At 40.4% G+C, this 22,904-nt stretch carries 15 protein-coding genes; 6 read left to right on the forward strand and 9 right to left on the reverse strand.

The window, feature by feature from the left end; all coding sequences use genetic code 11:
- Positions 1-9 precede the first annotated feature (9 nt).
- From cpaB to K5R16_RS05010, 6 genes are all read right to left on the reverse strand, one after another.
- Positions 10-813 (reverse strand): Flp pilus assembly protein CpaB, encoded by an 804-nt coding sequence (cpaB, locus tag K5R16_RS04985; RefSeq protein ID WP_220736438.1) that lies wholly within the window; start codon positions 811-813, stop codon positions 10-12.
- A gap of 32 nt (positions 814-845) precedes the next feature.
- Entirely contained in the window at positions 846-2,168 is a 1,323-nt protein-coding gene (locus tag K5R16_RS04990; RefSeq protein ID WP_220736439.1) for an AAA family ATPase, read from the reverse strand.
- A gap of 9 nt (positions 2,169-2,177) precedes the next feature.
- Positions 2,178-2,741: a prepilin peptidase gene (locus K5R16_RS04995; RefSeq protein ID WP_220736440.1), complete on the reverse strand. Its 564-nt coding sequence runs from the start codon at positions 2,739-2,741 to the stop codon at positions 2,178-2,180.
- 78 nt (positions 2,742-2,819) lie between these two features.
- The gene (locus K5R16_RS05000) at positions 2,820-3,011 is read right to left on the reverse strand and encodes a Flp family type IVb pilin (protein WP_220736441.1); all 192 of its coding nucleotides are present in this window, start codon (positions 3,009-3,011) and stop codon (positions 2,820-2,822) included.
- Between the two features lie 545 nt (positions 3,012-3,556).
- The gene (locus tag K5R16_RS05005) at positions 3,557-3,973 is read right to left on the reverse strand and encodes a helix-turn-helix domain-containing protein (RefSeq protein ID WP_220736442.1); all 417 of its coding nucleotides are present in this window, start codon (positions 3,971-3,973) and stop codon (positions 3,557-3,559) included.
- A complete protein-coding gene (locus K5R16_RS05010) occupies positions 3,966-5,288 on the reverse strand; it encodes a L,D-transpeptidase family protein (RefSeq protein ID WP_220736443.1) in 1,323 nt (440 codons plus the stop codon). The genes K5R16_RS05005 and K5R16_RS05010 overlap by 8 nt, the downstream gene beginning before the upstream one ends.
- Before the next feature lie 521 nt (positions 5,289-5,809).
- Here K5R16_RS05010 and K5R16_RS05015 point away from each other — a divergent pair.
- A complete protein-coding gene (locus tag K5R16_RS05015; RefSeq protein WP_220736444.1) occupies positions 5,810-7,837 on the forward strand; it encodes a sulfatase-like hydrolase/transferase in 2,028 nt (675 codons plus the stop codon).
- Positions 7,838-7,898: 61 nt separating this feature from the next.
- Positions 7,899-8,318: a secondary thiamine-phosphate synthase enzyme YjbQ gene (locus K5R16_RS05020; protein WP_220736445.1), complete on the forward strand. Its 420-nt coding sequence runs from the start codon at positions 7,899-7,901 to the stop codon at positions 8,316-8,318.
- 128 nt (positions 8,319-8,446) lie between these two features.
- Here K5R16_RS05020 and K5R16_RS05025 read toward each other — a convergent pair whose 3' ends face one another.
- The 3 genes from K5R16_RS05025 to K5R16_RS05035 form a co-directional block, all read right to left on the reverse strand.
- On the reverse strand, positions 8,447-9,664 hold the full coding sequence (locus K5R16_RS05025) for an RsmB/NOP family class I SAM-dependent RNA methyltransferase (RefSeq protein WP_220736446.1): 1,218 nt from the start codon (positions 9,662-9,664) through the stop codon (positions 8,447-8,449).
- A gap of 151 nt (positions 9,665-9,815) precedes the next feature.
- Positions 9,816-11,081 (reverse strand): sugar MFS transporter, encoded by a 1,266-nt coding sequence (locus K5R16_RS05030; protein WP_220736447.1) that lies wholly within the window; start codon positions 11,079-11,081, stop codon positions 9,816-9,818.
- Positions 11,082-11,422: 341 nt separating this feature from the next.
- The gene (locus tag K5R16_RS05035) at positions 11,423-13,054 is read right to left on the reverse strand and encodes an alpha-glucosidase family protein (RefSeq protein WP_220736448.1); all 1,632 of its coding nucleotides are present in this window, start codon (positions 13,052-13,054) and stop codon (positions 11,423-11,425) included.
- Positions 13,055-13,530: 476 nt separating this feature from the next.
- Between K5R16_RS05035 and K5R16_RS05040 the strand changes: the two genes are divergently transcribed.
- From K5R16_RS05040 to K5R16_RS05055, 4 genes are all read left to right on the forward strand, one after another.
- Positions 13,531-16,353 carry a TonB-dependent receptor gene (locus K5R16_RS05040; protein WP_220736449.1) on the forward strand — a complete coding sequence of 941 codons (2,823 nt, stop codon included), beginning with the start codon at positions 13,531-13,533 and terminating at the stop codon, positions 16,351-16,353.
- Positions 16,354-16,434: 81 nt separating this feature from the next.
- Positions 16,435-18,366, forward strand: a complete 1,932-nt coding sequence (locus tag K5R16_RS05045) for a glycoside hydrolase family 13 protein (protein ID WP_374758378.1) — start codon at positions 16,435-16,437, stop codon at positions 18,364-18,366.
- A gap of 40 nt (positions 18,367-18,406) precedes the next feature.
- On the forward strand, positions 18,407-20,473 hold the full coding sequence (locus tag K5R16_RS05050; protein ID WP_220736450.1) for an alpha-amylase family protein: 2,067 nt from the start codon (positions 18,407-18,409) through the stop codon (positions 20,471-20,473).
- A gap of 234 nt (positions 20,474-20,707) precedes the next feature.
- Positions 20,708-22,837, forward strand: coding sequence for a glycoside hydrolase family 97 protein (locus tag K5R16_RS05055; protein ID WP_220736451.1), 2,130 nt, complete (start codon positions 20,708-20,710; stop codon positions 22,835-22,837).
- Positions 22,838-22,904 lie beyond the last annotated feature (67 nt).

The following is a 22,904-nucleotide window of genomic DNA, read 5'->3' on the forward strand; positions in this document are numbered from 1 at the left end:
AAGTACTATCTAATTATTGACTTTAATCTCTTGCTCTTTCATACCTTTAAGCAAGAGAATCTTATCTGAATTTTTAAGCTCAGATCTGACGACCGATTGCACTAACAGTGGTTTAACTTCTTTTTCTTTTCTGATATCAACTTCTTCAACTTCAGCGAGCTCAATGACGGCTTTATCATTAGGATTACGTAACGCAAGTTGTAACGAGCCGCGACTTTTAGCAATCATCAATATTTCTGCTTGATCAAGGCTTAGCTCTAAAGTGACAGCCCTAACTACTACAGGTTTATTTTCATCATTCGAAGCTCGTTGATCTATCGCCAGTATTTTTATATTAGAAAGGACGATATCGGTCTTGATACCACTACTTTTAAAGATATTAATAATATCTACCCGATTACCTGGTAGCAGAAACCCAGCTACACCGACTACATCGTTTACCCGGATGGTTACTGCTCGCATAGTTGGAGTAATTAAGCTCGCTAACGTACTTCCTTCTCCCTTCACTGTTAGACGTTCAGTCCGCAGTACTTCACCTGGGTAGAGTTTCTGTTTAACTACCTTTCCTTCAGCTTCAGCTAAATCAACTACAGCTCCTTCGGGGATTAGAGCTTCAGGAACTGATGTAAGTGATAGGTGTTTACGTTGTAATATTACTCCTAAAGGAACTTCAGTTGCCAAAGTAATTACCGTTCCAGTAGAGCTTACAACGTCCTCTTTAGTATTGGATTTTAACCAGTTCTGGGCAAGGTAAACCGCAGTAACACCAAATACTAATGATAAAACAACAAATAAAAGGGTTTTATTATTCATTTAGAGCTCCTACAAAATGTAGCTTATTGTCTTTAAACGAAATAGATTGACCATGCTGAATCAATCAAAGAAGGAGTCACGACAGATTCAAACTCCATAAAACTTATTTGATCAGACATAATCCCTAACAAATCTCTTGGATAACAAGGAATAAGCGGCTTGTCATATCTCATGTGAAATTCAATCAACAAGTATTGGAAAACTTCTTCTGTGCAACTTAGGTTTAAATCTGCACAAACTTGAAACCATATTTTTCTATATAGTTGCTCATCTAGTGCATCAAAATGAATCTTATAACCTAAACGTCTCAAAAATGCTTCATCTACCAATTCCTTAGGATCAAGGTTAGTAGAAAAAAGTAGAATTAGTTCAAAAGGGATCTCAAAATGTTCGCCGGACTGCAAACTTAGAAAATCTCTTCGTTCTTCCATGGGAATGATCCAGCGATTAAATAACTGCTTAGCACTAATTTTTTGTCTACCTAAATCATCTAAAAGCAATATCCCGTTGTTTGCTTTTAACTGTAGTGGCGCCATATAAGTTCGACTATGACTATCAAATTGAACTTCTAACATGTCAGCTGTAAGTTCACCACCGGTGATTCGTAATGGTCGTTTACACCTTAACCAACGAGGGTCATGGCCTTTTGCTAAATCTAAACTTGCTGGAACTGTATCGCCCGCGACTCGATGATGCAGTTCTGGATCATAAACTTGGATAACTTCATTACCGATAGCTAAGGCATAAGGTATTAAGACATCATCGCCAATGGTCAAATTAAGGTGCCGACACAAGTAACTCTTCCCTGTACCAGGTGGCCCATAAATCAGCACTGGACGACTTGAATTCATTGCCGGACCTATTTTGAATAATAGATCTTTTGGTAGCACTAGTGCCGACAAACCTTTCTCAAGCATCTCGAATGTAATAGGGTTTGCCCGACTAGATTGTTTCCTACACACCTTATTATATTGAGCTAAAGGTACTGGCGCTAATCCAAGGTAACCATTGCGGGACAAAGCTTGTTTAGCATGTAGTTCTCCGCCCATACTTAAGGCGTACCGCATTTGTCCATCAGAGGTTGTCTGTCGATTTTCTACCCAAGCAAGGGTTTTTGCTGCATCCAATAAATGTTGAATAATGCCACCAGTCACCCCCATCAACTTAACCATTTGTTCTTTAGTCAGCACGCCACCATTTAATAAATGCTTTAATAAAAGGTCGAGTAAAAGAGACTCGGATAATCCGGTGTGTTCAATGTTAGTAGGTCTTGGTGCCAATCCCCCTGACACAGGAGAAATTGAACTGACCTTAGATTCAGGAGAAAGTTGTTTTAAGTGGGAATCTTGTTGCATAAATCACCTCTAAAAATAACTTTGGCTAATCGAAGTATACAAATGATTTATCTGTGGGTTGATACTGCACGCCCATAACCAGCCAAGTGCGAGTGCGGGTGCGTAAGGCACTTTTTGCCCTGCCGCTTCACCTTGCTCCGGTTTAAAGTAGGTTCTTAGATAAAAACAATCCCAATACCTCTTTGCGGTTATTTTCACACCTCTAAAACCCGTTCTCCATGCAACCAGAATAATGCTCGTGACCGAGCCTGCGACAATCGCATATAAGATACTCCAAAGGAGTAGTGTCGGCCCCATGATGGCGCCTATTCCCATCATTAGTTTGATATCGCCAGCACCCAATATTTTCAAAACGAAAGTAGGAAATAAAAGCACAAAAGCTGCAGTAAATCCGATAAAAGCGACAAGTAACCCGTCTAATTGAGCAAAGTAACTATTTATTGTAAAACCAGCAAAAATTGCAATTAGACAAAGCCAATTTGGTATTCGCTCTTTTGACAAATCAAAGCCAATCGCTAAACAGAAAAAAACACCGGCCATTATCACTTGAATACAGAGTTGCAAATCATTCATTACAGTCTATTCCTTGCAAATTACGCCGTTTAAAAGCCCACATACCAGTGGGCTTGATTAAAATTCCTAAAAGTTATTTTAACCACAATCTGAACTTTTTCCGTTAACGGCTGAGGCTAAACAATTAATTTTACTTGTTGCGTTATCACCAAGAAGGTTAAAGGCACCAATCATTCCACCAACAACCAAACCTCCGGCAATGGCGTACTCAACTGCCGTTAAGCCACTCTCATCTTCGATAAACTCTGTTAATAGCGATTTAATATTCATTTTGTACTCCAGAAAAATTTATGTATGTAATGGCACTAATCCAAAGGTTTCGGATATCTAATATATTCACATCGTTTAATTCTCAAACAATGTTTACCTTTTAAAGGTAGCAAAGCTGAAAGGATGTGCATTTGTGGAATAATTATGTGTACTGCTGAAATGAAAGTGACACCAACCAACTATTTGTTAACAAACTATCAATTTTGACGAAGTGTGAATCATTTAGCTCAACTAAGATACATTACCTGTAGATTTCGCCCTGATATCGCCAATACATTAGCGAAACCAATCAAAAGATTAGATGAAAATAGTTAATAGAGCCCCGCATAACAAAACCTGACGAGGTAATATTTTATCAAATTAGACCAGATATTTATTCAGTAGCGATAGGTAATAATGAAATAAAAGTAGAATATATGCTTAAGAAACCTTATAAATTCTATAGGTTAACAAAATTCCGCTATCAAATGATTATGTGTAGTAGTCATAAGCAGAACAATTTCATTTACATCAAATAAAATAGAAGTAGCAAACAAAGTTTACGTTTACCTTTCGCTGTAACCTAGTCGGTCAAGTATCTTATAGATATTAGAAATCTCATATTCAACTCCGAACTCAGAACTTATATACCTTTGTATTTCTGTGCCTTTTAACTTATCGCCACTGGTATTTTTATTTGTGCTATCAATGTAATCTATCAGTTGTTTCTTATGTTCTTTTGTTAAAGCTGAAGGTCGCCCTGTATGTTTTTTTTCCTCTAAGCCATGTAAACCACTAGATAGATAATTACTAATCCATCGATTTACGCTCGTTCTACTCACTTTAAGATAAGATGCTATTTGATACCGTGACTTACCATCTTGAAAATGCTGTACAGCCAGCAACTTCAGCCTCATCCTTGCACTTTTCTCTTTTCTAATTAGCTGGTTGATAGTTAATCTATCATGACAATAATCATCCATTATCTTTAACCTCCTGATTATAAACGTTGGCTCTAACTTGTAATAAGTCATCCTTATCAACCCATATATATTGGTTAGTTATAATAATGGGGATGGGGTTTTTAAGTCTAATGCTAACGGTTTCAGTTCCCTGTTTTGCTATTTTTAATATTCTCTTTTTGTCAACATTTTCCCTGCTAATCAAGTAATTGGCTAGCTGCTCTGGTTTCGCTAAACGAATACATCCATGACTTAAGGCTCTATTACTCTTAAAAAACAGATTTCTGTTGGGAGTATCATGAAGAAATATTGATTCAGAATTAGGAATTGTGAAACGATAAGCCCCTAAAGCATTCCAATACCCTGCAGTTTGAACAAGCCTGAATTTTCTAAGTGACAATCTCACTTGCTCGCTACTCATGCCCTTCAAACTTTTTTCTTTCTGGTTATCTACTCTATCGACTAGAACAAATCTTTGAGCATCCAGAAACCGTGGGTTATTTTTCAATCCTAATAGTAACTCGTCATAAACAATTGAATAAGGAGGTGTCCATGTAGGGTTTACAGTTATATTACTAATATATGTATTAAGGAGTGGTGTTTTATTATCTGTACTACCAATAATAACTGGCATTTCTAAATGTACATCTTCATCTCCTTTCACCCTCAATTTAAACTCGGAGATATTAACTTCAATATATATACTTTTCTTTTCATGAAATACAGATAGTTTTGCTTTGACTGCAGACTGTAGCTTAGTCACTATATTTTTTGGTCGTACATTAAGTAATTCAATAGACTCAATGGTTAAATTACCACTTTGGCTGAGGCCATGTCGTTTTTGAAATTGCTTAATGCCACTCGTTATCGAAGGATCATAAATTTGTTCTCGGTAAGCGGAAAGTTGCCTATTTTCAATATCCCCTAATGACACTAACATCCACCTAAGTTTAGCTATATCTTTAGACCTTTGTCCCATCTTATACTCATTAGGCTTTAAACTAGGCCATTTATATCGAGTAAGCTCCTTATATTCCCTTATTTTAAACCTTAGGCTTTGAATTTCTTTATCCGAATCAGCATACCTTATCAAACGCTCAAATGATATTTTATCATTATAATACAGTGAATTAACAACGCCGCTATGTTGACTATACTTAAATATACTTTCTAAAGCATTAGATTTAAGGTGTTCATAACCAGTATTATCATTACGTACGCCAACGCTGATCCCTATATCTTCGGCCAAAGAGTTGAGACTATCGCCTGTAGAGCTAGTTAAAGCCCCCGATGAGTAAGAATAGAGGAGAAAAAAAGTAAAGATAATCAATTTCAAGTTTGTAACCTCAAGGTGCATTTTGAATTAGGAAAACCTATCCCTTAACAGCTTCATCCTTGAATATTGCATTTCGCGCTAGTTTCTCAGCAGTAAAATGCCTTTTTACTTACCATATTTCTAGTTCAATTTATCAAAAAAGGCAAACCACTAATTATTCAACTCATTAGGAAAATAGCATCTATACTTAGATTAAGGTTTCTAAAAATTATGTTTCATTTGGCGGACTTAGAATGTATGAGTAAAAATAACGCTCAGAGAACCCCTACCAGAATAATAGAAATATTGGTTCTAGGAGGGGTTATATCGCTAGTATTGAGCATACACCTTAATGCTATATTTAGTTCATATGGCGTTGTACAGGACATAAAATCAGATAATCCATCTGGGTCTACTCTTGCAGAAAGGTACCTTATCCTTGGGGATTGGCCAGCAAGTAGAGAAAACAAGCTCAAAGATTTCACTTCTAATTATAAAATTGGTAATAGCTCTAAAAGCAAAGAAACCAATAAGGCTGATGAATGAAAAATGATAACAACAATGCATTTAGGGTTTTACTGAGAGCGACAGGTTTGCTGTTTTTATTTACGGTGTTACTCATCAACTATAGAAGTACCATTCTTCCTTATTCTCCTTTTTCTATCGCAAATGCGATGACACATTTAGATATACAGCATTTTAAAAGTATAGGTTTGATAAAAGATATCGGTTATTACTTATTAATATTACTCCTCATCCACATTTTTTGGGCAGCCTTAATTACAATTAGTTATTACTCCATTAGAATGAAGGACCGTAATGAATTCCAAAACGATCTAATATTAATACTACTGACCTTGAGTCACATTACTTTTATAGTGGGTCTAAATTCATATTTATACCCCACGTCTATTACCGCTTACTTTAGAAGTAATTCATTCTCATCTCCATACTTTTTATTTGTAACAGGTAGTATATTACTTTTTATTTTTATCATGGGTGTAAGCCAGTTAAAACACCGAAAGTTAATATTTTGCTTTATCATTTCACTTGCTTTGCTTATTATTTATCCAATCGGTACACTTCAGGTTCCACAATCAAAACTTGATAAGCCCAATATAATAATAGTAGGAATCGACGGGCTAAGGCCTGATCATCTTCATTATGAAAATCAACGGGATAACCATGCTCCATTTATTAACAATTTACTTTATAAATCTACCATATACAAAAACAGCTATAGTCCTCAGAGTAGAACTTATGTGGCTTGGATGAGCATCCTAACAGGTCAGTACCCAAAAACAAACGGAGCAAGATTTAATTTGGCGCCACCAGAGTTAATTAACAAAACTATTCCATTTGTGAAGGCGCTTAATAAAGATGGTTACCATACTACGTATGCAATGGATGAAAGAAGGTTCAATCAGATTGATGAGTCCTATGGTTTTAAGTCTACAGCAGGGCCAAAAATAGGTGCTGCCGATGCATTCATCTCTAGTTTCTCAGATTTCCCTTATATCAACGTACTGTTGAACCACCCTTATTCAGATGTTATCTTTCCTTATTTAAATAATAACAGAGCATATGGGAAGTCATATTCTCCTTCTGCATTTAACAAGGAGACAATTTATAAATTAAATCCGAACAAAGCTAATTTTCTATCCGTTCATTTTTGTCAACTACATTGGCCCTATACTTCTTCTGATTTTATAGAACAAGATTCAACTAAATGGAAAGGAAACTATAGCCATTTCATGTATAAATCAATGTTAACAAAGGTAGATAAACAAATTGAGAATTTTTTTGAAGATTTAAAACGCCTGAATTACTTAAATAATTCTATCGTATACGTAATTTCAGATCATGGGGAGGGGTTCAAATTAGGCGAGAATCTCAATACTCTAGGCACTGCTGCCAGCCCTTCCCTTCAATCTTGGGGACATGGCACAAACGTGTTAGATCAAAAGCAAACTAAAGTTCTATTAGCAAGAGTGCAATTCAAGAACAGCAAGGCTATTAACAAACCTGGAATTATTGATGGGCTTTTTTCACTTGTAGATATTTTACCTACTATAAATAAAGAGCTAAATTTAAAATTACCAGTTACATTTGATGGGATTCCATTACCAAATAAAGAATCGAATGTTGTAAAAGAACGATTTGTATTTGTAGAGTCATCATTACCATCAAAAGCAATGAATGCTAGCTTTATTGATGAAAAAAAAGTCGTATCAGAAGTAGGAAAAAATTATGTTGTGCGCTCATCAGGTGAAGCTGTAATGAAGCCCAGTGACTATATAAGCTTACTCGCCCGTAAGCAACGTTCTGTTTATTACAGAGACTATCAACTTGCTTTACTACCAAAATTAAGTAGTTTGGTTTTCATGGATTTTACCAATAACAGTGTGAGAGTAATAGAAGACGAAGAGAACGATTTACAGATTCACAAGATGCTAATGAGTCTCTGCCTGTTTTATAAAGGCGACTTTGGTTTTGATAAAATGAATAGGTGTGCAAACTTATCCACCGAAGTGAACGATAATGCACAGCAAGTTAGTCGAAATAATTAATATTACTTTATCCCTTTGGCCCTGTTAGCTTATAGTAAGAATTTACTAAAAGACTGCTGCTATGTGGCTACAAAAAAGTATCATTTTATCTGCTCGAAGTAGAGGCTTCCACTTAATCACTGACGAAATTGAGCGTGGCTTACCTACACTTAATAAGATTACAGTCGGTACCGCACATTTATTGCTACAACACACCTCGGCATCTCTGTCACTCAATGAAAATGCAGATCCAAGTGTGCGAGTTGACTTTGAGTCCTTTATAAATCGGTTAGCGCCTGAGCGTGCGGCCTACTATACCCATACATATGAGGGAGATGACGATATGCCGGCACATCTCAAATCAAGTATGCTTGGCGTCAGTTTAACGCTTCCGATAACCAATGGGCGCTTCAACCTTGGAACTTGGCAGGGTATATATTTAGGCGAACATAGGGATTTTGGCGGGTCGAGAAAAGTCTTGGTCACGTTGCAAGGTGAATAACATTTTCCCAAAGGGAACCACTATTCAATAGTGGTATAGTGCTTAAGGTGTAACACCCTAGCTCATTGAGTATTAGCTAACAAAAAGAGCGCATCAAGCGCTCTTTTTTAGATTTTGCAAAGTTAGTTTTATGCTTCAGCGATACGCTCTAGTTTCGCGTAGTAAAAACCATCAAATCCCGTTTCAGCAGGACTGATATTCTCATCTTCAATAAAGCGAAAATGTTTATTCTCAGCTAAAAATGCATCTACTTGATCGCGATTCTCTTCAGGCATAATAGAGCAAGTAGCATAAATTAAAATACCGCCGACTTTGACCATTCTGCTATAGCTTTGCAAAATGTGCTTTTGCAAAGCTACCAGAACAGGTAGCCGCTCAGGAGTATCACGCCATTTAGCATCTGGATTACGTTTGAGTACACCAAGACCTGAACACGGTACATCGAGTAACACTCGATCAGCGGATAGCTTAAGACGCTTAATCGTTTTGCTGCTAGCAATAATGCGTGTCTCAACATTATGAGCTGCAGCTCTACGAGCACGCTGTTTAAGGTTATCTAGTTTCCATTGCTCGACATCCATCGCCAGCAACCGGCCTTTGCCTTCCATTTGGGCAGAAATAGACAGTGTCTTACCACCCGCTCCGGCACACGCATCAACAACACGCATACCTGGTTTAGCGTCAAGCGCTTTGGCAATAAGTTGCGAGCCTGCATCTTGCTGCTCAAACCAACCTTTCTTAAAACACTCCGTTCTAAACAGTGCTGAATCGGATACCACCTCTAAAGCGGTGTCGACGCCTTCAACTTCTACAGTTTGCACCCGTTCATTACGTAGTTTTTTTGCTAATTCATCACGAGTACATTTAAGAGTATTAACACGTAAAAAACGTTTAGCAGGCTTGTTAAGCGCTGCACGTTCTGCAGGCCAGCGGTCGCCCATTTGCGCCTGCCCCATCTCGTTTAGCCAGTCAGGACAACCATCCCACAACACCGGTTGCTGTTTTGCGGTTTCAATACGTGTAGCCAGTTCTTGTTCATCGACTTGTAAAGCGTATTTCATTTTTGGTAACGGTAACTGGTGGAATAGATGCCATACGTTCAACAAACGCGACCCCATTCTTGCCATCTCTTCAGCCTTTACGTCAGACAAAAAGCAGTAAAGATTCAAACGTCTTAAGATATCACCGGTTACAAGAGTGATCCGCCCTTGTTCAGAAGGCTCTAATTGCAGCCCCGAAAAATGCTGCGAATAAGCGCGATCCAGTGGCTTGCCCTCTTTTAATACAAGGTCAAGAATACTAATCACAAGTTCTGTAGAGCTAGGAGATAAAGACGAATTCAACATTAAAAAGTTACCGTAGAAAGAAATCGCAGCGATCATAGGAGCAAAGTGCTAAATACGCAAGCTTACTCGCGAAAAGTCGCAATAAAAAAGCGACTTCAAACAAGTCGCTTTTCTTATGCGCTTACAAGCGCGGTATCGCTAACCTCAAATCCTATAGTTTAGAACCTTTAACTCCATAGTATAGAATAAACCCATAGCAGATAACGGGTAGGATAAACGCAGGTTGGATCCCCATACTATCGGCCATTACACCTTGTAGCAGCGGTACGACCGCACCGCCTACAATAGCTAAGCATAAAAAGCCACTACCTTGAGAGGTATGTGGGCCTAAATCACGTAGCGCCAAACTAAAGATAGTTGGGAACATTATTGAATTAAACAGCCCAACCGCAAGTATTGACCACATTGCAATTTCACCAGAGGTATTCATCGCAACAACAACTAGGCTAGCGGCCATAAATGCATTAAAAGCTAATACCGTTCCTGCAGGGATTTTTTGCATTACCGCCGAACCAATAAATCGACCGACCATTGCCCCGCCCCAGTAGTAAGCGATATATTTTGCAGCGTCAGCTTCTTTCATACCGACAATATGCTCTTCACCAAGAAAGTTGACTAAAAAGCTACCTATCGAAACCTCTGCACCGACATAGACGAATATCCCAACCGCACCGAGTACTAAATGTTTGTACTGACTGGCACTGGTTTTACCGTTTTTATCGGCGACACCTTCAACAGCTGACTCAGAATGAGCTGTAATGACCGGTAGTTTCAGCTTTGAGAATATAATCGCTAAACCGGCTAACATTGCAGACAACAGTAGATACGGTAATTTGACCACTTCTGCTTCAGCTTGCATTTGCGAAAGCCCTGATTGAGCCTCTACTGCGACAGACAATATTAAGATTGCACCAAAATATGGGGCAAAGGTTGTACCTAACGCATTGAATGCTTGCGTTAAATTCAAGCGACTCGACGCAGTTTCAACACTACCTAATGCATTCACATAGGGGTTAGCTGCAACCTGTAAAATCGTGATCCCAGATGCGAGCACAAACAGTGCGCCAAGAAATAGTGGGTAAACCGCCAGCGCCGCAGCAGGATAAAACAATGCACATCCTATACTTGCAATAACAAGCCCAGTGATAATCCCACGCTGGTAGCCCATTGTCTTAACCAACTTGCCTGCAGGCACAGAAACTAAAAAATATGCGCCAAAGAAGCAAAACTGGATGAGCATTGCTTCTGTATAGCTAAGCGAAAAAACCGCTTTCAAGTGCGGGATCAAAATATCATTTAAACAGGTTATAAAACCCCACATAAAAAACAGTGAAGTGAGTGAAACCAAAGCAAAACGATAACTGCCGTTATCACCCGATGCTACAGTCGCTGTATTAGAACTAAAAGATGAAGCCATATTATTTTCTCTCTTATCAGGTCAATCTTCTTAAGTTAAAGTCATTTAAAGACTAAGTATTAGGGTCTGCTGTTCTTTCGAGCTGAGTTTTTGTTCGATTCTTTACCGTATGGAATAATGCTTCTAACGCAAGGCTTGAGCGATGACGCTTAGCCAACTAAGTGAAGCGCTCATAACTCATTCAAGTCATAAAAGAATAGAAGCAATGAAACGAATCCAAAGGACAGCATTTCTTGGGAATTTTTTCTACGTTAAAGGCTATTTGTTGGGAATAACTACCCTACATAGCCTCGTCCTTGCCAAAATGGCCAATAAATCGGCGTAAAAACAACCATAAAAAATCAACAGACTCTAGCAAGTTTGGCGTAAAAGCTGCCGTAGGGTGGCAATGTCAACACTCCGTTCAGAAGGGTAGATCGGGCTAAACCATGGGCGTTAAACTCACGTTCCACTTCAAAACCAGGTAGCTCAACTGATAGCTCATTTTCACCCAAATTAAAACAGACTAAATAGCTGATTTCGTCATCGCTACGAATAAAACACAGTATTGGTTCAGGAGTATCAATAAAGCGAATGTCGCCCTCAATAAGCACTGGATGGTGTTTTCGCCAGGCAAGGAAAGTTCTATAGCTGTTTAAAATTGAATCCTTATTCAACTCTTGGCTTTCAACCGCCAATGAATAGTGCTCTTTGGCAACAGGTAACCAAGGCACGCCATCACTAAAACCTGCATTGCTTAAATCTTTAGACCAAGGCATTGGTGTACGGCAGCCATCGCGACCTTTGAACATTGGCCAAAATGCAATACCGAATGGATCTTGTAGTTGCTCAAACTCTATTTTGGCTTCAGTTAACCCAAGTTCTTCACCTTGATAACTACAAACGCTGCCTCTAAGCGAACATAACAAGGCATTAAGCATCTTTATCATATCTTCTGTTGCTCGCCCTTGACCCCAACGCGTTGCCACCCGCTGTACATCATGGTTACCAATAGCCCAACATGGCCAGCCATCCCCTATCCGGCCTTCTAGCGCTTCAACGGTCTCCCGAATGTAACTTGCACTGTAGTCATTGGTTAATAGCTCAAAACTATAAGCCATATGTAATCGGTCATTACCTTGGGTGTATTCAGCCATTGTGGCTAAGGAATCTTCTGAAGAGACTTCACCTAAGGTTACCGCACCGGGATAATGGTTAATCAGTGCCCGCAACTCTTCGATAAAACTAACAGTTTCAGGGCGAGTATTGTTGAAGTAGTGATACTGATAAGCATAGGGATTATCTTCACTAAAACCGCGCCCCTGACGCTTGTCTTTGGGCTTTGCCGGGTTATCACGTAGAAGATCATCATGAAAGCAGAATGTAATCGCATCGAGTCTAAAACCATCAACGCCCTTATCTAACCAAAATTGCACATTGGCTAATACGGCTGAGCGGACTCGCGGGTTGTGAAAGTTAAGATCGGGTTGGCTGGTTAAAAAGTTATGCAAGTAATATTGTTGACGCCTAGGTTCCCACTCCCATGCACAGCCGCCAAAAATCGCTAGCCAATTATTAGGGGCTGTTCCATCCTCTTTCGGATCGGCCCAAACATACCAGTCTTGTTTGGCATTGGTTTTATTTTGTCTACTCTCTGTAAACCATTGATGCTGATCGGACGTATGACTAAGCACCTGGTCAATAACAACTTTAATGCCCAATGAGTGTGCTTTGGCAATCAGTTCATCAAAATCAGCCATGTTACCGAACATTGGGTCAATGTCTCGATAATCACTAATATCATAACCAAAGTCTTTCATTGGCGAGGTAAAAAAAGGCGATACCCAAATTGCATCCACATTCAAGCTAGCAATGTAATCCAGTTTCTTAATAATCCCTTGTAGATCTCCAACTCCATCACCATTTGTATCCAACATACTACGTGGATAGATTTGATAGATGACAGCGCCTCGCCACCATGTAAGTTGATCCATTCTTGCCCCTTAACACTCAATATTTAAAACTAACAAATCCAACCGTTAGTTAAAACAATGTTGCCACCTAAAGATTGGTCGCTTTTGTTGTTAGAATGTTGGCAGCATACGTGATTTGCGAAATAGGGTTCAATATCTCTGCATACGTATGCAATAAACCAGTTGATAAATAATAAACTTTATTACTGGGATATTATGCATTAAAACAAGTACTAACGAACACATTTACGCATTAACACCTATGAGTAAAAACAACCATTCGCAGTTATTTTAGACGGGCAAAAAGATTGAATACGTATGCATAACATTGTTATGGTCAGAATCTCGGGAGTAATATCTTCACCGTTGCGCAACAATATACTTATAAACGCTGCAAAAATGTTGTAACACGTGCGCTTCTGTACCCAAACTCGTTACAACGTCAGTGATAATTAAAAAAAGGTAACTAGCCGACAGTCTAGTTAAAGGGGATGAAGATGTTGCAATTTAAACCTAGCGTGCTGACCTTAGCATTAGTCGCTGCTGGCGCGAGTATGAGCAGTTATGCTGCAGAAGAAGCCAAAGCAGAAAAAGACGATAAAGCGCAAGAAGAGCAAATAGAAGTTATTGAAGTTAAAGGTTTTAGAACCAGCGTTATTAAATCGCTTAATGTAAAACGCTTTGCTGATACCGTCTCAGAAAGCATCTCTGCGGATGACTTAGGTGCCTTGCCTGATCAATCTATCGCTGATGCTCTAACTCGGCTACCTGGTGTAACTGCAGTCAGAACGGGTGGTCAAGCCAGTGGTTTGAATATTCGCGGTTTAGACGGAGATTTCGTTTTCGCAACGTTAAATGGTCGTGAACAGGTGACTACCGGCGGTAAACGCGCAGTAGAATTTGACCAATACCCATCAGAATTGATCACTCAAGCTCAAGTCTACAAATCACAAAAGGCTTCACTGATTGAAGGTGGTGTTGCAGGTACCGTAGAACTTAAAACTGCAGATCCGTTACAAAATGAAAAAGAGCACTCTTTTGTCGTCAACATGCGCGGAAGTTTCAATGACCAAGCAGCAGATATCGCTGATGCAGAACAATTTGGTAATCGTTTAAGCTTTTCTTACCAAGGTAAGTACTTAGAAGATACTTTAGGCGTTGCCGTTGGTTACGCTCACCTCTACCAACCTTATGTAGCCAGTCAGTTCATTGGTCTTAGGTTCAATGATGATTCACGCGACGTTAATGGTGACGGAGAAGCAGAATCAATCAGCGAAGGCTTTGAGATGCAACAAAAAGGCGGCGAAGATACTCGCGATGGCTATATGGGTGCAATCCATTGGCAACCCAATGATAACTGGAGCATCAAAGGCGATGTATTCCACTCCAAATTTGATTCAGAAAACTTTGCCCGCGGTTTTCGCGTAAAATCGCTTAAAAATGGCGAGATCAGTAACGCTACAGTCCAAAACGGTTCAATGACTGGCGGCACAGTATCGACTGATGGAACCGACAACTTTGCCGTATTTGTTGTCAATGATAACGATTCTAAATACTCTAGCCTCACCTCAGGTGCGTTTAACGTCACCTGGAATAATGGCGATGCACTTACCGTTGCGGCAGATATTAGTTACTCAAAAGCTGATGGTGAGTTCGTTAATGGCGGCACCAGAGCGGTTATTTATGACGATATCGATAATCAAGTCCGTGCTTCAGAGTCGATCGATTACCAATTAAACGGTCTTAATCCAGCAGATGTCAGCTTTGACAAAAGTTATACCGATACAGCCACTCTAGGACTTAGAGAAGTGGGTATGTGGCCTTACGATCAACAAAACGATCTTATCGCATATAAACTCGATTTTAACTATGTATTAGATAACGACTTTATCTCTTCTGTTGATTTTGGCGTCCGATATTCACAGCGAGAATTTAACGCGCAGCGCTCACAAGCGGGATACGGCTTCGAATTTGGCGACAACGCAGGCAATCAACCGGTTCTTCACCTAACCGATGATATGACCGACGTAGTTAACTTCGGTGGCGATCTTTCAAACTACCCAAGTTTCCTTAAAATTGATTTTAATAAAGCGGTTGATTTAGTTAACCAACAACTTGCAGCTACCGGGCAGGATCCATTTACTCCAACAGCAAATTGGGATAATAATTGGACCATGATCCAAAGTGGCTCAGTTAATGAAGACGTACTAGCCGGTTATGTGCAGGCTAACCTCAATATGGAGATCGGCAGCTTACCCGTTACCGGTAATATCGGTGTACGTGTCGTCAATACCGATCAGTCGAGCAAAGGCTTACAACAAGTTGGTTTTGGTTTAGGTGAAGAGATCGCCGATGAAAAAGGTGTGATTAGTACCGATTATGTTCGCAACGAAGTCGGTAAAACCTATACCGATTACCTACCCTCAATTAACTTGAACTTTCACCTTACTGATAATGACCAAATTCGTTTTGCCGCAGCTTCAGTTATGGCTCGCCCACCTATCGATAAGTTAAAGTCGGGTATGGGCTCTTGGTATGATGACTCAGCGACACCAGGATACAAAAAGTACAACGCATGGGGTAATACGAGTCCGCTACTTGACCCGTTTTATGCAGACCAATTTGATCTGTCTTACGAGCATTACTTTGAAGACAGCGAAGGCGCAATTGCATTAGCCGTTTTCTACAAAGACATTAAGTCGTTTATCAACAACTTTACGATTCAGCCATTTGATTTTGAGCAAGCTGGTTTTATTGTTCCAGATACTATTGTCGATAATGGCGTTGAATTCCCAGTGGTTAAGGATGAAGGTCAATACCAAACAGCCATCAATAACGACAATGGCGGCTATATCCGTGGTGTTGAACTTGCTTACACGCAAATCTTTGACTTTTTACCAGGCGCATTTGCAGGCTTAGGTTTCACAGGTAGTTACTCTTACTCAGACAGTGAAGTTGAGTTTGAAACTGACTTAAGTGGTCAATCACTTGCTATCCCTCTTCCTGGTTTATCAGAACATGTTGCTAACACAACACTGTTTTATACACTGGAAGGTTTTGATACTCGCGTAAGCATGCGCTACAGAAGTGAATATGTTTCAGAACAAGTTGCAGTTGAATCTCAACTCGCTTTCTTTGATGCAGAAACAATATTTGACTATCAAGCATCATATGCGATGGAAAATGGCTTAAAGCTATTGTTCCAGGTGAACAACCTTACTGACGAACCAAACAAAACTTACTTTGGTCAGCCACAACAAACTGGAACCATTCAAACTTTCGGTCGTCAATATTACTTAGGATTTAGCTACAGCATGTAAGCTTAGTTAACCAAAGCCTACTTCTCTAAAGAAGTAGGCTTTTTTGATTTAAAAGGCTCTATAAGCAACAAGGCTCTGATAATGAACTCATCTCTAAACTGGCTTACCGCGCCAACGATTTCGATACTTTTCTGTACTGCTTTGATGCAAGATTGTCAGGCAGCTAACCTGTCATCATCAACCATAGAGCAAACGTTAAAAACAGAGCGGCTTAGAGTTGAACCGGAGTTCTGGTGGGCGGATATGGTCAATCCAACGCTTGAGCTGATGCTTCACGGCGACAATATCGCGTCAATGCAAGCATCCTTACGGACTCGTTCAAATATCAATATTGTTGAGCAATCAACCACAGAAAATCCAAACTATTTATTTATAAAGTTATCTCTAAAAGATGCTAAAGCGCAGACCATCACTCTGTCGCTAACAAAAAATAAGACTCAAATGCATCAGTTTGATTACCAAATCAAACAACGACGGACTGGTTCTAGCCAGCGACAAGGCTTCGATAACAGCGATGTCATCTACCTAATTACTCCAGATCGCTTCGTTAACGGTGATACATCAAATGATAATCACAGCTCAATGCTTGAAAAGGTCAATAGAGCAGATAAAGATGGCCGTCATGGCGGTGATATACAAGGTATTATTAATAGCCTAGATTACTTACAAAAGCTTGGTGTGACCCAGCTTTGGGTCAACCCACTGCTTGAAAATAATCAGCAGCAATACTCCTACCATGGCTACTCAACAACAGATCACTACAAGATTGACCCGCGTTTTGGCAGTAATGCGGACTACCGTCAACTTAGTGATGCCGCTAAAGATAGGGGCATTGGGATCATCAAAGATATCATCGTCAACCATATCGGCTCTAACCATTGGTGGATGACAGATATTCCTAGCAAAACCTGGATAAATGGTTTGGCTGCTAATCAGCCCATCAATACCAGTAAGTTGCCTTTTACCACTCATCGTCGTACTACAGTACAAGACCCCTACTCTGCGCCAAGCGATTTGAGCAACTTCGTCGATGGCTGGTTTGTTGATAGCATGCCAGATTTAAACCAAACGAACGAAAAACTAGCAACCTACCTGATTCAAAACAGTATTTGGTGGGTTGAGTATGCTAATTTATCTGGGATCCGTGAAGATACCTACTCCTACGCCGATAAAGAATTTTTGGCGCAATGGTCAAAAGCAATTATGGCTGAGTACCCCAAGTTTAATATAGTAGGCGAAGAATGGACTGCGAATCCCATAACTGTCTCCTATTGGCAAGCAGGAAAAATAAACCAAGATGGCTATGTCTCCTACCTTCCAAGTCTAATGGATTTCCCACTCTACGAGACCATGCTAAAAGCCTTTAATCATCCAGAATCTTGGGACAAAGGTTTTATTGAATTATATGAGATGATGGCAAATGATGTCGTTTATGCCGACCCAACTAATCTAGTGTTATTTGAAGGCAACCACGACACCAACCGTTTATTCAGCCTTTTGGATAACAATTTATCTCGTTACAAGATGGCAATGGCGTACACATTGACGTCCAATCGTATTCCGCAGATTTTTTACGGCACAGAAGTGTTAATGCAAAGCCCGGTAGAGGGTCGCCACGACGGTGCAGTAAGAGCTGACTTCCCCGGTGGTTGGTCATCCGACGCTAGCAATGCGATGACACAGCAGGGATTAAACTCGCAACAGTTGGACGCCCAACATTTTGTTAGTACATTACTCAATTTTAGAAAAGACTCATCTGCCATTGCTAACGGTAAGCTGATTCATTACGTACCAGAAAACGGCGTTTATGTTTACTTTAGAGCGGATAAGACAGAAACGGTGATGGTCGTGATGAACAAGAACGATGAGCAGATAACTCTAGATAGTGAAAGATTCAAAACACAGTTGAAAAACTTTTCAACTGCAACCGATGTGATAACAGGTCAATCGCAAAATACCTTACATAGCTTAAAAAGCCCTGCAAACTCGGTGTTAGTACTAAGCCTAAACTAATCAATAAGAACAACTAAATCAATGGATAGGGTTAGATTTTATGACGTTTAAAACAAAGTTGGTTGATGTATGTGGTATTAACAATGCTGTTGAAAAGAGCAAACTAAAAGTATCAAAAAGCGCGTTAATAGTCAGTCTTGTCTTACCTGCGTTTTTTGCAATCGGTTGCACAGAATCATCAACGAATAGCGACGTAAACACTGCAGAAAAAGCACCTGCAAACAAAAGCACTGTTTCGACGCATAAACAAGTAAAGCCGGTGGTTTATCAAGTCTTCACGCGCTTGTTTGGCAACAAAAACACCACCAATCAACCGTGGGGAACAAAACAGCAAAACGGTGTTGGAAAGTTTAGTGATTTTGATAACACTGCGCTACGAAGTATTAAAGCCCTCGGTACCACCCACATTTGGTATACCGGCGTCCCCCATCATGCTTTGGTTGCTGATTATAAAACCTATGGTATTAGCGACGATGACCCAGATGTCGTTAAAGGACGCGCAGGTTCCCCTTATGCTGTAAAAGATTACTACAATGTGAACCCAGATCTTGCTGATAATGTAGAGAACAGGCTGCAAGAGTTTAAAGACTTAATCAAACGCACCCATGATAATGGTATGAAGGTCGTCATCGACATCGTGCCAAATCATGTTGCTAGAGCTTATCAATCTAACTATGGCCAACATGGCGTTAGCAGCTTCGGCGTTAATGATGACACCAGTACAAGTTATAAAAGACAAAACAACTTCTACTATGTGGTAGACGATACTGCCAGTGAACTAACTGCAAAAGCTTTCAAAGTCCCTCAGTTAACACAAGAAAATGCACCGCTAGGTGGAGAAGCTCATCCCCTTTCCGATGGTAAATTTATTGAGTTCCCCGCGAAATGGACCGGCAATGGCTCTCGCGCAGCGCAGCCGGATGCAAATGACTGGTACGAAACCGTGAAAATCAATTATGGTGTAAAACCAGACGGCAGTTACGACTTCCCTAGCCTGCCATCTTCACTAGCAAGTCAAGACGCTAACGTCCACTATCTGCATTGGTTATCAATAGAAACTGAAGACAAAGCACTGCCTTTTAAAGACAAACGCATTCCAGACTCTTGGGTGAAATTCAAACAAATCACTCAATTTTGGCTAGCTCAGGGTATCGATGGTTTTCGTTATGACATGGCAGAGATGGTGCCAGTGGCATTTTGGAGTTATCTAAACGCCAATATTAAACACACAAACCCTGAGGCGTTCTTATTAGCTGAAGTCTATAATCCAGCGCTTTATCGAGACTATATTCGACTCGGGAAAATGGACTATCTGTACGATAAAGTGGATATGTACGATACGCTAAAAGCCATTATTCAAGGGCAAGAAAGCACAGCCGCTATCGCAGAGAAACAAGCCTTAGTCAGTGATATCTCATCAAACATGCTGCATTTTTTGGAAAACCATGATGAGCAAAGGATTGCTAGTGCCGATTTTGCTGATGATGCTTTTGCGGCACTGCCCGCTATGGTAGTTTCAACTACCATAAGCTCCGCCCCTACTCTTATTTATTTCGGACAAGATGTTGGTGAAAAAGCAGCAGTGAAAGCAGGTTTTGGTAGTCCTACCCGTACCAGTATTTTCGATTATATCGGCGTTCCAGCCCATCAGCGCTACATGAACAACGGCAAATTTGATGGCGGACAATCAACGGCAAAAGAACTTGAACTAAGACGATATTACACAAAGCTGCTCAACCTAAGCCATAGCGCATCGGCACTAACAGGTGAGTATGTCGAACTCGATAGTTTTAACCGCGCAAACAAAGTGATTGGCTATGATGAGCAAACATTTGCATTTAGCCGATACAATGCTGAGCAGCAATTAATTATTGTGAGTAACTTTAGCCAGCAACACGGTAAGACGTTTACCTTACAACTACCACATTCACTCATCTCGAAGTGGAAGATTAACGCTAAGCAAATAGCGCTGGTGGACCTTTTAAATGAACCTCAAAAGTCATTAAGCGGCCAGGAGTACACACTGACAGTTATTGATGATAAGGGAGCCGTCGCTTTGACCCTTGCGCCTAATGAGTCAAAAGTACTGATGGTTAATCATCACTAAATACCAATATCGATACCAATAAAAAGTAATACAAAGCCCGTATAGACGGGCTTTGTCATTTACCTGAAAAGCTAGAAATAACTTTACGGCTATACAACTAACTTGCCCATCTGAATACGTATGCAAGCCATTGCAGCAAGTTTAAGGTTCAACTTAGTATGCTAACAGCAGCATAACTTCAATAAAACTTGCACGACAGAACTATAACAATAAATTAAACACAGGGATGGCACCATGTACTCACTGCGCTCTACATTACTTTCGTACCATGATAACGCCGCAATACAAAAAAAGACTTTCCACGCTAAAAAGCGTTCATTATCTAAGCTGGCGACCATCACTTCAATAATACTAGGTACGGCGTTAAGCAATGTTGTAGTGGCTAAAACGGTTTCAGTAACCTCTCCCGACAAACAAATAGTGGTGTCTATTTTTGATGACAATGGCCAGCCAGAATATAACGTTGAGTTTCATGGAAAAAAGGTCATCACCGACTCACGTCTTGGATTGGTATTTAAATCATTAGGTGAATTGGCTCAAGGCTTTACCATCGAGAAAAGCAAATTAGGCAACACTCAAAATCGTTGGCAGCAACCATGGGGTGAGCAAGAGTGGATAGAAGACAATTACAACCAAGCTAACATCACCCTGAGCAACGGCAAATATAAGCTTAAACTGCATTTTAAAGCCTTTGATGACGGTATCGGCTTTCGATATGAGCTGCCAAAACAAGCTGAGCTAAGTCAGTTAACCATCACCAATGAATTAACAGAATTTTCTGTTCCAATGCCCGAAAAAGCGCAAGCCTGGTGGATCCCAGCAAGAGGCTGGAATCGTTATGAGTACCTATACAGCAACAGCGCTTTAGACAAAGTGACTAATGTACACACTCCCTTCACTTTTAGGCTTAATTCTGGTGTGCACATGAGTATTCACGAAGCTGCACTGGTCGATTACGCTTCGATGACTCTAAATCAACGTCGTAGCGGCAAATTAAAAGCTGATCTCACTCCCTGGTCTGACGGCAGTTTGGTCAAAACTCAAGCGGGCTTTTTCTCACCATGGCGTACTATTCAGATAAGCGATGACGCCGCAGGTTTATTAAATTCGCACTTAATTCTGAATTTGAATGAACCCAATAAACTTGGCGATGTAAGCTGGGTAGAGCCAGGGAAATATGTCGGTATTTGGTGGGGGATGCACCTTAATGAGAATACTTGGGGCTCAGGTGAAAAGCACGGCGCCACCACCAGCGAAACCAAGCGTTATATGGATTTTGCAGCGAATAATGGCTTCGATGGTGTGTTAGTAGAAGGCTGGAATCATGGTTGGGATGGCAGCTGGTTCCATAATGGTGACGTGTTCAGTTTTACTCAACCCTACTCCGATTTTGACCTTGATGCGGTGAGTCATTACGGCAACCAAAAAGGGGTTAAGCTAATTGGCCATCACGAAACCTCTGGCTCAGTGACAAACTACCGAAATCAGATGCAAGACGCCTACGATCTTTACCAACAGCATGGCGTCAGTCAGATAAAGACCGGCTATGTCGCTGATGGCGGCGATATTAAGCGTATAGATGAAAACGGTATTACTCGCCATGAATGGCATGATGGTCAATTTATGGCGAACGAATATCTATATAGCGTTCAGGAGGCAGCTAAACGTCAGCTCAGTATTAACACTCACGAACCGATAAAAGATACCGGACTGCGCCGTACCTATCCAAACTGGATTTCTCGTGAAGGTGCCCGTGGACAAGAGTTTAACGCCTGGGGCACACCGCCGAACAATCCGGCACACACCACAACGCTTGCCTTTACCCGCATGTTAGCTGGGCCAATGGATTTCACCCCAGGTATATTCGACCTTGCCCCAAAAGGACTTGATGCGATTAATCGAGTACAAACCACTTTAACCAAGCAACTCGCTCTGTATGTCGTACTTTATAGCCCTATTCAGATGGCAGCGGATCTTCCTAGAAACTACCTTGAACGGCAAGATGCGTTTCAGTTCATCAAAGATGTACCCACCGATTGGCATCAAAGTATCGCCTTGGCAGGTGAAGTTGGCGAGTACGTGGTATTTGCGCGACAAGAACGAGCTGGAAAAAGTGACGGAAAAGATTGGTACCTAGGTGCAATTACCGACGACAACGCCAGAGAAATTGAAGTAAAACTTGATTTTTTAACCCAAGGAATGCGTTACGAGGCGCAGATCTACCGTGATGGTAAAGGCGCTAACTGGCAAAATAATCCTTATGACTATGTCATCGAGACCAAACTAGTAAACGCTGCAGATATACTCACACTAAAGCTTGCTTCAAGCGGCGGAACCGCAATTCGTTTTAAGGCTGTTGATTAGAAAAAACTCGCCTTTTCTATGGCATAAACTGAAAAAAGCCCTTAATTAAGGGCTTTTTCTTTTACTC

It is taken from the genome of Shewanella sp. c952 (assembly GCF_019654975.1).
Classification (GTDB): domain Bacteria; phylum Pseudomonadota; class Gammaproteobacteria; order Enterobacterales; family Shewanellaceae; genus Shewanella.